14 protein-coding genes and 1 pseudogene are annotated in these 13425 nt (G+C 58.0%); 13 read left to right on the forward strand and 2 right to left on the reverse strand.

The features are described 5' to 3' along the window. The first annotated feature begins 48 nt into the window (after positions 1 to 48). Genes H4W29_RS25060 through H4W29_RS25080 form a run of 5 tightly spaced genes read left to right on the forward strand, consistent with a single transcriptional unit; the run spans position 49 to position 4968 of the window. Entirely contained in the window at positions 49 to 1008 is a 960-nt protein-coding gene (locus H4W29_RS25060; protein WP_192731551.1) for a carbohydrate ABC transporter permease, read from the forward strand. Continuing rightward, positions 1005 to 1895 (forward strand): carbohydrate ABC transporter permease, encoded by an 891-nt coding sequence (locus H4W29_RS25065; RefSeq protein WP_192731552.1) that lies wholly within the window; start codon positions 1005 to 1007, stop codon positions 1893 to 1895. The genes H4W29_RS25060 and H4W29_RS25065 overlap by 4 nt, the downstream gene beginning before the upstream one ends. Positions 1896 to 1905: 10 nt before the next feature. Next, positions 1906 to 3003 carry an ABC transporter ATP-binding protein gene (locus tag H4W29_RS25070; protein ID WP_192731553.1) on the forward strand — a complete coding sequence of 366 codons (1098 nt, stop codon included), beginning with the start codon at positions 1906 to 1908 and terminating at the stop codon, positions 3001 to 3003. 33 nt (positions 3004 to 3036) lie between these two features. Continuing rightward, a complete protein-coding gene (locus tag H4W29_RS25075) occupies positions 3037 to 4200 on the forward strand; it encodes a mandelate racemase/muconate lactonizing enzyme family protein (RefSeq protein ID WP_192731554.1) in 1164 nt (387 codons plus the stop codon). Positions 4201 to 4221: 21 nt separating this feature from the next. Then, a complete protein-coding gene (locus tag H4W29_RS25080) occupies positions 4222 to 4968 on the forward strand; it encodes a ribonuclease activity regulator RraA (protein WP_192731555.1) in 747 nt (248 codons plus the stop codon). Positions 4969 to 5110: 142 nt separating this feature from the next. Here H4W29_RS25080 and H4W29_RS25085 read toward each other — a convergent pair whose 3' ends face one another. Next, positions 5111 to 5476 carry a DUF982 domain-containing protein gene (locus tag H4W29_RS25085; RefSeq protein WP_192731556.1) on the reverse strand — a complete coding sequence of 122 codons (366 nt, stop codon included), beginning with the start codon at positions 5474 to 5476 and terminating at the stop codon, positions 5111 to 5113. A 519-nt stretch (positions 5477 to 5995) separates the two neighbouring features. Then, positions 5996 to 6161, reverse strand: a pseudogene (locus H4W29_RS25090) (LysR family transcriptional regulator); the annotation flags it as partial. Between the two features lie 85 nt (positions 6162 to 6246). Between H4W29_RS25090 and H4W29_RS25095 the strand changes: the two are divergent. The 8 genes from H4W29_RS25095 to H4W29_RS25130 all read left to right on the forward strand — a co-directional run bounded on the left by H4W29_RS25095 (position 6247) and on the right by H4W29_RS25130 (position 13423). Further along, positions 6247 to 6480 (forward strand): hypothetical protein, encoded by a 234-nt coding sequence (locus H4W29_RS25095; RefSeq protein ID WP_192731557.1) that lies wholly within the window; start codon positions 6247 to 6249, stop codon positions 6478 to 6480. 194 nt (positions 6481 to 6674) lie between these two features. Then, positions 6675 to 8417: a glycosyltransferase family 8 protein gene (locus tag H4W29_RS25100; RefSeq protein ID WP_192731558.1), complete on the forward strand. Its 1743-nt coding sequence runs from the start codon at positions 6675 to 6677 to the stop codon at positions 8415 to 8417. Positions 8418 to 8453: 36 nt separating this feature from the next. Then, positions 8454 to 9140 (forward strand): glycosyltransferase family protein, encoded by a 687-nt coding sequence (locus H4W29_RS25105; protein ID WP_192731559.1) that lies wholly within the window; start codon positions 8454 to 8456, stop codon positions 9138 to 9140. A gap of 152 nt (positions 9141 to 9292) precedes the next feature. Next, positions 9293 to 9538 (forward strand): hypothetical protein, encoded by a 246-nt coding sequence (locus H4W29_RS25110; protein ID WP_192731560.1) that lies wholly within the window; start codon positions 9293 to 9295, stop codon positions 9536 to 9538. A gap of 330 nt (positions 9539 to 9868) precedes the next feature. Further along, complete coding sequence (locus H4W29_RS25115) at positions 9869 to 11194, forward strand: ABC transporter substrate-binding protein (protein WP_192731561.1); 1326 nt, start codon at positions 9869 to 9871, stop codon at positions 11192 to 11194. Positions 11195 to 11295: 101 nt separating this feature from the next. Further along, positions 11296 to 12264, forward strand: a complete 969-nt coding sequence (locus H4W29_RS25120) for a carbohydrate ABC transporter permease (RefSeq protein ID WP_192731562.1) — start codon at positions 11296 to 11298, stop codon at positions 12262 to 12264. Beyond that, positions 12261 to 13214, forward strand: coding sequence for a carbohydrate ABC transporter permease (locus H4W29_RS25125; protein ID WP_192731563.1), 954 nt, complete (start codon positions 12261 to 12263; stop codon positions 13212 to 13214). The genes H4W29_RS25120 and H4W29_RS25125 overlap by 4 nt, the downstream gene beginning before the upstream one ends. After that, positions 13211 to 13423: a hypothetical protein gene (locus tag H4W29_RS25130; protein WP_192731564.1), complete on the forward strand. Its 213-nt coding sequence runs from the start codon at positions 13211 to 13213 to the stop codon at positions 13421 to 13423. Before H4W29_RS25125 ends, H4W29_RS25130 begins: the two co-directional genes overlap by 4 nt. Positions 13424 to 13425: the final 2 nt, after the last annotated feature.

Here is a 13425-nt window from a genome sequence, read left to right on the forward strand (position 1 = left end):
TGCGCCGAGACCGCAGCCGGTTTCTTCCGAAGAACGAGGGCAGGCATAGTGACGATCTTGACTGGCAAGGCCGAGGCGCGCCGAAGACTGCAACCCGATAGGTCCGGCGTGCTGCGGAAGATTTGGGAGCATCGCTCTGACTACGCGTATGTGCTTCCTGCGATCGCGGTGATGCTCATCGTCATAGCCTACCCTATCTACTACACGATCGAGCTTTCTTTCTTTAATACACCGCCCGGCCTGCAGCTCCGGGACAAGATTTTCGTAGGCTTCGACAACTACGTCGCCATCCTAACAAGTCCGGTGTTCTGGCGTGTAACTTCGAACACACTTATCTGGACAATCGGATCCACATTCATCTCATTTGTCCTGGGGTTTGCCTGCGCGCTCGCGCTTCATCGCGACTTTCTCGGCCGTGGCATCCTGCGCGCCATCCTGATCATTCCCTGGGTCATCAGCGCAGTCGCCGCGTCCTATATCTGGAAGTGGATCTATCATTCTGACTTCGGGATCATTGGCGCAGTGCTGGTCGGCCTCGGATGGGCGGACCGGCCGCCGAATTTCATCGACAGCGTCAGCACGGTGCTGCCCTCGCTGATCGTCGTCAATATCTGGCGAGAGTTTCCGTTTGCGATGATCATGATGATGGCTGGCCTGCAGACCGTTCCCGACCAGCTGCTGCGCGCTGCAAAAGTCGACGGAGCCAATGCATGGCAGCGGTTCTGGCACGTCACCTTTCCACACCTGAGAAACGTCTCGACGGTGACGATCCTTCTCTTGGCAGTGGCCAACTTCAATTCTTTCATCATCCCCTGGATCATGACCGGCGGCGGCCCGTCGAACGCATCGCATATCTGGATCACCCACATCTATGAACTCGCCTTCGGCCGCCAGCGCTGGGGGGTGGCATCGGCCTATTCGGTGCTGCTGTTCCTGATCCTGATGTCGCTCGGCTACTTCTACGTCCGCGCGCTGACCGGCAACGAACGGAAGGACGGGAGCGAATGAGTGCGATTGCCGAAACAGCTCATCGAGGCCAGGCACGTCGCAGTATGCGCATCGACGGATGGCGGTGGGGCGGACGCATCTTCCTTGTTTTCATGCTGCTTTACACCGCGTTACCGATGGTCTGGATGCTGAGCACGTCGATTAAGTCCGGCTTTGCGGCCATGCAATTCCCGCCGCAATTGTGGCCGGACCAACCCACGCTCGCCAGTTATCAGAAGCTGCTCGACCCGCAAAACAGCGTCGGCCAGGACTTCCTGCGCTTCTTCTGGAACAGCCTTTTCGTCTCGACTACCACGACCATCCTTTCGGTCATCGTGGCAGTTCCTGCGGCCTACGCGTTTTCGCGCTTCACCTTTCCCGGCCGGAACTTTCTCTTCTTCGCTGTCCTGCTTCGCAACATGTTCCCGGCAGTGATCTTTCTCGTGCCGCTCTTCATCCTGATGCGCGCGATCGGACTGGTGAACACGCACGGGTCGCTCGTCCTCACCTACCTCACGTTCGGCCTGCCGCTGGCAATCTGGCTCCTCAAGGGTTTCTACGACAACATTCCGGTGCAGCTCGAGCAGGCCGCACGCATCGATGGAGCAACGCGGTTTCAGGCTTTTGTCCTGATCGTGATGCCGCTCTCGGCGCCGGGCATCATCGCCACGGCAATCTATTCCTTCATCGGCGCGTGGAACGAGTACATCTACGCCTACACCTTCCTCTCCAAGAACGAGCAATTGACTCTGCCGGTCGGCATTCAGCGCTTCTTCTCGGAAAACACGACGGACTTTCCGGGCCTGATGGCGGCAAGCTTCATGATGAGCGTGCCCGTCGTGGTCCTGTTCCTCGTTCTTCAACGCTACTTCGTACGCGCCCTCACGGAAGGCGCAGTCAAGCACTAAGGAGTTGCCGGTGGCCCACGTGGTCCTCAAAGATCTGGTCAAGACCTATGGCGCCTTCAAAGCTGTCAACGATGTTTCGCTGACGGTCAATGACGGCGAATTCGTTGCGCTTGTCGGCCCTTCAGGTTGCGGCAAGACAACCACGCTCAATCTTGTGGCGGGGCTTATCCCGGTCACATCCGGTGACATCGTCATTGGCGACCAGGTGGTCAACGACCTCGATCCCAAGGATCGAGATATCGCAATGGTGTTCCAGAACTACGCGCTTTATCCGCAGAAATCGGTCTACAAAAATCTGGCGTTCCCGCTGCAGATGCGCAAACTGCCAAGGGACGAGATCGACAAGAAGGTCAGGGAAGCAGCGCGCGTACTCGACATGACGCAGCTGCTGGAGCGCAAGCCACGCGAACTTTCGGGCGGGCAACAGCAGCGCGTGGCGCTCGGCCGCGCCCTTGTTCGCGATCCGGCGGTATTCCTGATGGATGAACCACTTTCCAACCTCGACGCAAAGCTGCGCGTGCAGATGCGTTCGGAGATCAAGCGTTTTCACCAGGACCTCAAGGCGACGATCATCTATGTGACGCACGACCAGCTCGAAGCCGTGACCATGGCCGACAGGATGGCGGTGATGAACGGCGGCTACCTGCAGCAATACGACACTCCGGCGCAGGTTTTTGCCCATCCGGTGAACATGTTCGTCGCCAGCTTCGTCGGCAGCCCGGCGATGAGCCTTGTCCCACTGGAGGCGTCAACGGCAGGCGGCGAGACCGTGTTGACCAGCGCAGAGGGCTGGCGCCTCGAGCTTTCGCCAAAAAACGCCCAGAAGGTCGCAAGGGCGACCAGCAGGAAAGTCGTGCTCGGCGCACGTCACTCGACGATCAAGCTGCACAAGAGTGCGATGCCTGGGACCGTCCCCGCCAAGGCCTACACGGTGGAGCCGACCGGAGACGTGACTTTCGTACAGGCGTTTCTCTCCGGCGCCATCGTCAATGTCAGCGTCCCGCCGACCATTGCCGTCGCGCCCGACGAACAGATCTGGCTCGAGTTCGATCAGGAGCGGATGCATCTGTTCGACGGCGAAACGGAAATGGCCCTCAAGGCCAACTGAGAACACGCGGATACGCGTGAAACGAGGGCGTCTATGACTGCGAAGCTTAAAATCACGGCGATCAAGCCCTATCCGGTATGGGTAGGAACGCGCAACCAGATGCTGGTCAAGGTGGAGACCGACAACGGCATCTTCGGCTGGGGCGAGAGTGGCTTGAGCGGTCGCGAGAAGGCCGTGACCGGCGCGATCGAGCACTATCGCGAGTTCCTTATCGGCCGCGACCCGATGCAGATCGGACGGATCTGGCAGGAAGTCTATCGCAGCCAATATTTCGAAGGCGGCCGCGTTCTGCAAGCAGCGATTTCCGCGATCGACATTGCCCTTCACGACATCAAGGGCAAGGCGCTGGGCGTGCCAGCCTACGAACTCTTGGGCGGCAAGCAGCGCGACCGCATTCCAACCTTTGCCTCCACCGGCGACGAGGCCGAGGGCGATGTTGCCATCGAACGAGCCCGCGAACTCCATGCCCAGGGGTGGCAGGCGATCCGCTTCTTCCCCATTGGGCAAAGCAGCAAGGACATCTTTGAGCCGCGCGAGTCGATCGGGCCTACCGCACGGATGCTGAACAAGGCGCGCGAGGTGCTCGGCGACGACGTCGTCCTCGGCATCGACTATCATCATCGGCTGTCGGTGGCAGAGGCGGCGAGCTTCTGCAACAAGCTCGGCCGTGGCGTGCTTGATTTTCTTGAGGAACCGATAAGAGACGAAACGCCGGAGGCCTATGAATCCCTGCGCAGGATGACGGACATCCCCTTCGCCATTGGCGAGGAATTTGCCAGCAAGTGGCAGTTCCTGCCCTATATCGAGCGTGGCATCCATCAGTTCAATCGGCTCGATGTCTGCAACGTTGGCGGGCTCACTGAGGCGATGAAGGTCGCTGGCTGGAGCGAGGCACACTATGTGGACCTGATGCCGCACAATCCCCTTGGTCCAGTCTGCACGGCGGCAACCATCCATCTTGCTGCTGCGGTGCCGAATTTCGCCTGGCTTGAGACCAGGGCACCCGAAGCAAAGCTCGGCTTCGACAATTCCGACTTCTTCCCCGTGCAACCACGGCTCGACGGCCCCGACTATCCGGTGAGCGACCTGCCGGGGCTCGGCGTCGAGGTCAACGAAGAGGCGGTCAAGGCGGAGAGCTTTCGCTTCTGGGAAGCGCCTCACCTGAAGCGCCGCGACGGTTCTGTCACAAATTGGTAGTTTCATCCACCGGAGCCTAAAATGACGCATACGCCCGATATTACGCGACCGCCCAGAGAGCTGATCGATGCGCTGAAGGAGATCGGCGCCGCGACCATTGCCGGTACGCTCGGCCACATGGGCTTCCGCAATCCGCACATGGTCGGCCCAGTATCGCAGAGCCGCGGGAAGTCGATCGTCGGCCCGGCCCTGACACTCCAGTTCCTGCCGCAGCGGCCGGACCTTTTCAACGAGGGAGAATATGCCGATCCGGAGACGCAGTTGCACCGGCACGTGCTCTATCACGCGCAGGAGGGCGACGTGGTCGTGGTCGACGCGCGCGGCGACATGAGTTCTGGCGTCTTCGGCGATATGATGTCGACCTATTTCAAAGGCAGGGGCGGTGCCGGCATCGTCATCGACGGATGTATGCGTGATCGGCCCAATGTCGAAAAGCTGGATCTCGCCCTCTGGCTGCGCGGCTGGACGCCCAACTACCATGTGCAGACCAGCATTTATCCCAACGCCGTCAACGTTCCGATTGCCTGCGGCGGTGTCACGGTGATCCCCGGAGACATCATCGTTGCCGACGATGACGGGGTGGTGGTGCTTCCAGTCGCAATGGCCTCCAAGGTAATCGAAGAATCGCAAAAGCATCATGATTGGGAAGAGTTCTCGCGAGCGAAGCTTATGGAAGGTGGGTCGTTGCAGCGCTACTACCCGCTGCATGACGATGCCCGCGGAGAGTACGAAGAGTGGCGCAAAACAAACCACCGGGGAACAACTTAGCCAATGGATTACCCCAGGCGGGCGAACTTTCTGGGGTATCGCCGGCGTCTACACAAAAAGCACGGAGTCGAATTTCGGCGTCGCGCCCCGCTGAGAAAGGTTGTTTCGTATAAGGGGGGTGGTAGCATCGGTGACAGTCACCTTACCGGGTGTGTGCTCCTCCAGTGTGATGACCTCTCATTGCCCCGCTTCGGCGAGGCTTTTGTCGTCGTCTACCGGCCTTCTTTTCCTCTTGCATGTCATCCGGCAGGACGTGCATCCTCGATGCATGGGCTGCCTCCACGAACGCTTGGCGCGCCACCTCCGAATCCAGATAGAGCTGCATGGCGTCGATTGAGGTCATCAACGCGTGATGGAATGGAGCGGGGTCGTTTTCGAGATGCGGCCATTGTTCACTGAGGAGGAATGCAGCGAGATCCTCGACACTACGTGCCTGGCGATATTTCCCCACGCCGTCGATCTCGACGTGAAGCGGACGGATCGGTGTTGAGCTCTGAAGATTGTCCATGATGCAGTACCTCTCGATGTCTCGACAGGCTTACATGGGACGAGTTTCGAATGCGTCGAGTCGCTCGTCGCTGAATCCGCCGGAAAACAAAAAAACGTATCGGAGCTTTCAGCATAGCGGGCGCGCGGACTGCCCTCACATGGCCCGCTCGAACGAGCTTGCAATCATTGCTGCTCTACTGCTTTCTTCCGTCGTCCCTGCGCAATGCCTTCAACCTGCTCTCGGCCTCGATTATTGCCGCGTCTATCAGCTCCACAACCTTGCCAAGCGTTGGGTTTTTCTCGGCGATCGGTCGGGCAGACTTTAGATGTTGAAGAACGCGCTCCAATCGTTCCAACATGCCATCTCCATGCGAATGGAAACCTGTTTGGACAGTAGCATTTCGAAACATTCTGGTGACCCTATGCTTTCGATGGTGGTATACTGTCACGCTACAACTAAGCCTACATAGCAGTCGCAATAAGTTTAAGTGCGACCCCGCAGATCCTCGATGTCGATCTCGCTCTTCGATGACAGAGGGCCCTCCTTGGCGCTCGTAGAAGGCCGCCCCTGCCCGCGTCAGCTCCACCCGCCTGGTCGAGCGGATGAACAGCTACACGCCGAGTTCCTTCTCCAGCGCCAGCACCGTATTCGACGGGGCGGGCTGGGCGAAATGCACCTTGGCTGCCGCCCTGCCGAAACGCAGCTCTTAGGCCACCGCAACGAAGTAGGATAGCTGGCGTAGTTCCATGATCCGTCTTTCCTGACGACAAGAGGATTTGCCTCCCGCCATGGATGACAATATCCCTCACCCAAAAGGGCTACTCGACTTATCTAAACATGATAGGCAATCTCAGCGTGCATCTATGGCGGTATTCGCTCGGCTAGGGAGAGCTCTCGTAAAGTCAGTTATTGCGGGAATTGCGACGGTACTCGTCGACGGCAACAGCGTGCATCTGCACCAGGACGACATTTTCCACGGCGGTCAAATGTGGAAACAGATTGAAGCGAAGGTAAAAAACTGATGGCGTTGACAAAACTCTCTTACGTACAAAGGTTTGAGCGTTAACGCGGTTAAGTTCAGCTAGCTTTTCCGAATTTTCATTGAATATCAAATCTCGATAAGGCTTCCCTCGTCGTTCAATACTGCATATCTCGGGTGGGCGGGATGTCGGTTCTTATACGTAGCAAGGCCATATACGTGTTCACGGATGCGCGAATGCTTCCGGCAGCCTGCTGCGCACTTCTTTCTGTCCAACGCAACAGTCAAAGGAACGATATCAAGCCGATAATTGTCGGCATCGATTTGCCTGTGGACCAGAAAGCTCGGGTTGCGACCTTCAACGTCGTCAACGGCATCGATATCGACGTCGTCGATTTCACTTTTCCCACCGATACACCCGAGACGGCAGGCCGCTGGCACAAGTCGACGCTTGCGCGCCTCTATCTCGATAAGCTGATGGGCGAGAAGCTGGAGCGCGTTCTTTACCTTGATGCGGATATATTGGCCGTCGGCAATGTCGATCCACTCTTCGATGTCGATCTCAACGGCAAGGCGATCGGTGCGGTTAACGACTACCTCATTGCCTTCCCCGACAAGATCGGACGGCTGGAACGGGAGCTCGGCCTCGACCCGGGAGCGGGATATTTCAATGCTGGGGTTTTTCTCATGGATTGCGCCGCCATCCGGGCCGGCGGCTTTTTCGAGACGGCGCGTTCGCTGCTCAGATCAGGGCAATGCTTTGCCTCGAACGACCAGGATATTCTCAATATCGCCTTTCGCGGGATGTGGCAGCGGCTCGACAACCGATGGAATGTCCAGACCGGGATCATGCCGTATATCCGCAATGCAGTGCTCCTGCATTTCACCGGACGTCGCAAGCCGTGGGATTTTTCGGTTCAGGCTGGGCAGTCGGCCTATGCCGAGATCTATTCGAACATGCTTTCGAAAACGCCGTGGTCGGGATTTGTCAGCCAGCGCAGCGCCATCCGGAAAGCAGCCGACTATCTCCTGGCGCTCGGCAAGCGCGCCGGCGCGATGAACCGCTCCCAACAACTGAAGGCACATTTTGGCGCGAGTGAGATACCGAGGGCTGAAAGGAACCCCGGATCCGAAAATTCCGGAAGCCACGTCTTTCACACGCGGGGCGCCGATGCGTGGCGTGCATTCTTCAATCGCTATTCGCACATCGTTCTGGTCGCCAATAGCGAGGCGCTCGATCCGCAGCGGATGCGCACGGAGTTTCCCGGCGATACGTTGTTCGTCTTCTTCAACAAGGTCTACAAGGTTCTCGACGACAGTTTCCCCGGGCATGCCATTCTTGTGGCACGCAGCGGCATGATGGGCGCCAATATCGTCCATCGGCGGGAGGTGGACGAGGTCCTAAAATTCTTCACGTCGGACAAGTTCCTCGGCGTTTTGAATATCCGTACGGCACCCGAAGAGCACTTCAGCCCCGTCGGCGCATTCAACGGTGCGACAGTCATGTACAGCGATCTCGAGACGCTGATATCGGAGCACTATCCGCCGGACAAGATTCCGACGAGCGGCTTTGCGCTGGTTGCGTGGATGCGGGAGCTTCAGCTGACGCCGAAGATCGTGCTCGCCGGATTTTCCGGGAAACGGAGTGAGCGATGGAAGGTCTTCGACGTTCATGACTGGACATTCGAACGGACCTTTTTCAGGCTTCTGGCGCGAAGAGGTATCATCACCAGCGCCGAACATGCGACGCCGTCACGCTTCGATCTTCTGACCCGGCATTTTCCGGATGCGAAAAGCGAGGAGATCCAGGCGGCGATCAACGATGCACTCTCCACACGGCTCGATCATGCGCTGGCCCTCATCGACGGCCTGGTGTCACTCACCAAATGGCAGCGGGCGCTCGATCAGGCGTTCCGCAAGGCGCGGCCAAAGACCCGCAAGCAGCGCGCGCTCGACCGCGAGAAGAAGCAAGCTTCCTGAAAGGCAACACATAATTCGTCCCGAGGAGAAATTGATATGACCGATATCGTCAACGTCTATGTTGGTTTTGATTCAAAGGAAATTGTCGCCCATCACGTGCTGTCGCAAAGCATTCTGGAAAAATCGAGCGCGCCGGTGAGAATCACGCCGATCTACCTGCACAATGTCGCAAGCATATTCACGCGTGAGCGCAACGCCCTGCAGTCGACCGAGTTCTCCTTCTCGCGCTTCCTGACGCCCTATCTCAGCCAGTATGAGGGATGGAGCCTCTTCATGGATTGCGACATGCTTGCGCGCGCGGATATTGCCGACCTCTGGGCGCTACGCGACGACCGCTATTCCGTCATGTGTGTGAAGCACGATTACCAGCCGAAGGTCGAAACGAAGTTTCTCGGCCAAGTACAGACGAAATACGAAAAGAAGAACTGGTCGAGCCTGATCCTCTTCAACAATGCGAAATGCAGGGCGCTGACGCCTGATTATGTCAACACTGCAACCGGGTTGCAGCTGCACCAGTTCAAGTGGCTCGACGGCGACGATCTGATCGGCGAGCTACCCATCATCTGGAACTATCTCGTCAACGAATATGACAAGCGCGATGACGCGAAGATCGTGCATTTCACAGATGGGGGACCCTATTTCGACGAATACAGGAACGACGATTACGCCGAGGAATGGTTCGCGACACGCGAGCGCATGCTACACGTCCAGCAGCGTGGCTGACCGGCGTGCCGGACGGATGGGCGCTTACCGAAGGCCAGCCTCGAAAAACGGAGTAATTTCGGGGTGAGAGGGCCTAGTGACCTTGCCCCCAGGTTTTATCCAATTTTGTGTTCTCTCCAGCGGCCTGTCCCAGCGGGCGTGGAGGTTCAATCGTGAACGATGGTAACCCCTTTATTGAAGTTGTGCTGGATGGCTTGGTAGCCGTCGTTATCTTCCTTAGTGCGGCAACCGTAGTGGCGATGGCAGCAGCATTTGCCTCTCTCATCAGTCATGTTGCTGGAATTGTGCAAGAGCCAGGCACGACCGGCTCGCTATTTGCAACATCTGGCATTCTTTTACTGTCAACTGTCCTGTCGGTTCTCGCCTCAATAGCGGCTCAACGTCTCAGCTTCAGCTGATGCCGGCTGAAAAGCCGCGAATGTTACCCAAGCCGAGTTGGGCCAGCGGATCGGTCAGCGCCAAACGTTCGTTTCAGGGCGGACTGCGCGATATGCACCTGCCGCCCTGCCGAAATACAGCTCTTCGGCCACCGCAGCTGGCGTAGTTCCACGAACTGTCCTCTCCACATATGCAGCGCAGCAACGATTGTGACTTGCAATGTTTATAAAAATGTACTTCACTAAACATATTGCTAAACATGAGGGTTGAGGAGTTCATGTAGGCATTCTCTGATAGTTGTGGACTTGCGGGGTCGGCGGGGAGCTGGCCTTTGGTTCTGGGAGGAACTCATGCAGAAGACATTGAAAGCCCTTCTCGGGCTGGGCTCGGCGCTTATCATGCCGCTGGCGCTGCCCAATATTGCAAAAGCCGATCAATTGACGTTGTGCTGGGCCGCCTGGGATCCAGCAAACGCGCTCGTCGAGCTGTCGAAAGATTTCACCGCCAAGACCGGGACGGAAATGAAATTCGAGTTTGTCCCGTGGACGAGCTATGCGGACCGTTTCCTCAACGAGTTGAACTCGCACGGAAAGCTCTGCGACCTGATCATCGGCGACAGCCAGTGGATCGGCGGATCGGCGGAAAACGGCCATTACGTCAAGCTCAACGACTTCTTCGACAAGGAAGGCATCAAGATGGATGACTTCGTGCCGGCGACGGTCGTTGGTTATTCGGAATGGCCGAAGAACACGCCGAACTACTGGGCGCTGCCTGCCATGGGCGACGTGGTTGGCTGGACCTATCGCAAGGATTGGTTCGAGCGGCCGGAATTGCAGAAGGAATTCAAGGAAAAATACGGCCGAGACCTTGCCGCACCCAAGACCTATGACGAACTGAAGCAGATCGCCGAGTTCTTCCAGAAGCGCGAAATCGACGGGAAGACCGTCTATGGCGCTTCGATCTATACCGAGCGCGGCTCTGAAGGCATCACAATGGGTGTGACCAACGTCCTGTACGACTGGGGCTTCCAGTACGACAATCCGGACAAGCCCTATGAAATGAATGGCTTCGTGAATTCTCCCGATGCAGTAAAAGGCTTGGAATTTTACAAGTCACTCTATGATTGCTGCACGCCGCCCGGCAGCTCCAACGTTTACATGGTGGAGTCGGCGGATGCTTTCAAATCCGGCCAGGTCGCGATGCAGATGAACTTCGCCTTCACTTGGCCGGGCCTCTATAAGGACGAGAAGGTCGGCGGCGACAGGATCGGCTTCTTCCCCAATCCAGCTGAAAAAAAGCATTTCGCGCAGCTTGGCGGACAGGGCATTTCAGTCGTCTCCTATTCCGACAAGAAGGACGCTGCACTGCAATACATCAAATGGTTCGCCCAGCCCGAGGTGCAGGCGAAATGGTGGCAACTCGGCGGCTACTCCTGCCTGAAATCAGTCGTGAACGCCCCGAACTTCGCATCCAGCCAGCCTTATGCCCAGGCATTCCTGGACTCGATGGCAATCGTGAAGGATTTTTGGGCCGAGCCGAGCTACGCAACCCTTCTTCAGGATATGCAGAAGCGTGTCCATAACTATGTCGTGGCAGGCAACGGCACCGCTCAGGAGGCGCTCGATGGCCTCGTGAAGGACTGGACCGAGGTCTTCAAGGACGACGGCAAGATCTAGTGTCCGGCCGGACGCACAGCATCCTTGCCAGAATGGCGGCCCGGATTGCCAAGACTGCCGGGCCGCCACATATCTCACATCCGCAAAGACCAGGTGATATCTTGAACATTTCCTCTTCCTCCATGGTCGAAAAGGCAGCGGACGCAACGGCAAGGGCGACGCCGACATCGGTTGCTCACCGCGTCCGCGGCCTATCCGACCGAGCGATTGCCTGGATATTTGTCACCCCGACCATCATCCTTCTTCTTGCTATCAACATCTTCCCGCTGATCTGGGCAATCTATCTCTCATTCACGAACTATCGCGCCAACCGTCCAAATGCGCCGGTCCAGAATGTCGGATTGAGCAATTACGAGCGCGTCCTGACCGACCCTGATATCTGGCAGGCCATGCAGACGACAGCGCATTTCGTGTTCTGGACGATCTTGCTGCAGACGGTGATCGGCTTTACGCTCGCCTATCTTATCGACCGCAAGTTTCGCGGCCACGCGTTCTGGACGACGCTGATCCTGATCCCGATGATGCTGTCTCCGGCCGTCGTCGGCAACTTCTGGCGCTTCCTCTATGAACCGCAGATCGGTCTCTTCGCCTACGCCGTTTCCCTCGTCACCGGCATCCCGACGGCCGACATCCAGATGCTCGGCAGCGTCTCGCTGGCTCCCTGGGCAATCATCATCGTCGATACCTGGATGTGGACGCCATATGTCATGCTGATCTGCCTGGCGGGTCTGCGTTCCATCCCCGACTACATCTATGAGGCTGCCGAGGTCGACCGCGCCTCCGCGTGGCGGCAATTCTGGTCGATCACCGTGCCGATGGCGCTGCCCTTCATCATGCTTGCCGTGCTGTTTCGCGGCATCGAAAATTTCAAGATGTTCGACATGGTCACGCTGCTGACGGGAGGCGGTCCGGGTTCGACCACGGAGGTTGCCTCCATCACCCTGAAACGCACCGCCTTTGAGAGCTGGGCGACGGGAAGGGCGTCGGCCTTCGCCATCGTCCTCTTCGTCGCCGTGTTCGGCCTCGCCAACATTTACGTCAAAGCGCTCAACAAGGTGAAGCAACGATGAGCTCCGTCACCTCAGCCCACTCGGTCGTCGAGCCGAGCCCAGCCAGCAAGCGCATCGCCGGTGCCATCGTGATCCTCTATGCCCTGATCACCATGATTCCGCTGGTCTGGATCTTTCTGACCAGCATCAAATCACCGCCGGATTCCATCAGCTATCCTCCGAAGATCGTCTTCACTCCGACGCTCGAGGGCTATTGCAACCTCCTGACGACGAGGACGCGACAGACGCCGGAATATATCGCCGCGCTGCCCGCACCAAGCGGCACCTGCGACGAGGTCACCCGCAAGCGAAATATGGTGATTGCCGGCCCCTCGAATTTCCTGCCGCGCTTTGCCAATTCGCTGGTGATTGCCTTCGGCTCCACGTTCCTCGCTGTTTCGCTGGGAACGCTGGCCGCCTACGGTTTCTCCCGCTTCAGGGTGCCGCTTGCCGACGATCTTCTGTTCTTCATCCTGTCGACGCGCATGATGCCGCCTATCGCGGTCGCAATCCCGATCTATCTCATGTACCGTGAGCTCGGTCTTTCCGATACGGCGGTCGGCATGATCCTGCTTTATACCGCAGTCAATGTCTCCCTCGCCGTCTGGCTGCTCAAGGGTTTCATCGACGAAATCCCACGGGAATACGAGGAAGCCGCGATGATCGACGGCTACACCCGCCTGCAGGCCTTCTGGAAAGTCGTCCTGCCGCAGGCAACCACGGGCATTGCAGCCACCGCGATCTTCTGCCTGATCTTTGCCTGGAATGAATATGCCTTCGCGGCATTGCTGACCTCGGGCGAGGCCCAGACGGCGCCGCCCTTCATTCCGACCATCATCGGCGAAGGCGGCCAGGACTGGCCGGCTGTCGCCGCAGGAACGACGATCTTCCTGATCCCGATCCTCGTCTTCACCATTCTCCTGCGCAAGCAGCTCTTGCGTGGCATCACCTTCGGAGCGGTCCGCAAATGACGCATCTCATCGAAATACCGCCGCCATCCCGCCCGAAGCGCCCCTTCTTCCTGCGTCGCGGCCCTATGGAGAACATCGCGACCACGCTGATTGCAATCGGCTTCCTCATGCTCTTCCAGCCATTCCTGCTGGTACTCTACACCTACTCGCTGGTGACGCTGCTTGCGGGCACGGCCATGTTCATCATTGTTTCGAAGTTTCCGGAGTGAGC

Origin of the sequence: Rhizobium viscosum, from assembly GCF_014873945.1 — a bacterium.
Lineage (GTDB): Bacteria > Pseudomonadota > Alphaproteobacteria > Rhizobiales > Rhizobiaceae > Rhizobium > Rhizobium viscosum.

Bases quoted from the DNA above. Each gene is read 5' to 3' on its own strand.
- H4W29_RS25065 (WP_192731552.1), top strand. From the start codon at position 1,005: ATGAGTGCGATTGCCGAAACAGCTCATCGAGGCCAGGCACGTCGCAGT.
- H4W29_RS25075 (WP_192731554.1), top strand. From the start codon at position 3,037: ATGACTGCGAAGCTTAAAATCACGGCGATCAAGCCCTATCCGGTATGG.
- H4W29_RS25080 (WP_192731555.1), top strand. From the start codon at position 4,222: ATGACGCATACGCCCGATATTACGCGACCGCCCAGAGAGCTGATCGAT.
- H4W29_RS25085 (WP_192731556.1), bottom strand. From the start codon at position 5,476: ATGGACAATCTTCAGAGCTCAACACCGATCCGTCCGCTTCACGTCGAG.
- H4W29_RS25095 (WP_192731557.1), top strand. From the start codon at position 6,247: ATGGATGACAATATCCCTCACCCAAAAGGGCTACTCGACTTATCTAAA.
- H4W29_RS25100 (WP_192731558.1), top strand. From the start codon at position 6,675: ATGCTTCCGGCAGCCTGCTGCGCACTTCTTTCTGTCCAACGCAACAGT.
- H4W29_RS25105 (WP_192731559.1), top strand. From the start codon at position 8,454: ATGACCGATATCGTCAACGTCTATGTTGGTTTTGATTCAAAGGAAATT.
- H4W29_RS25115 (WP_192731561.1), top strand. From the start codon at position 9,869: ATGCAGAAGACATTGAAAGCCCTTCTCGGGCTGGGCTCGGCGCTTATC.
- H4W29_RS25125 (WP_192731563.1), top strand. From the start codon at position 12,261: ATGAGCTCCGTCACCTCAGCCCACTCGGTCGTCGAGCCGAGCCCAGCC.
- H4W29_RS25130 (WP_192731564.1), top strand. From the start codon at position 13,211: ATGACGCATCTCATCGAAATACCGCCGCCATCCCGCCCGAAGCGCCCC.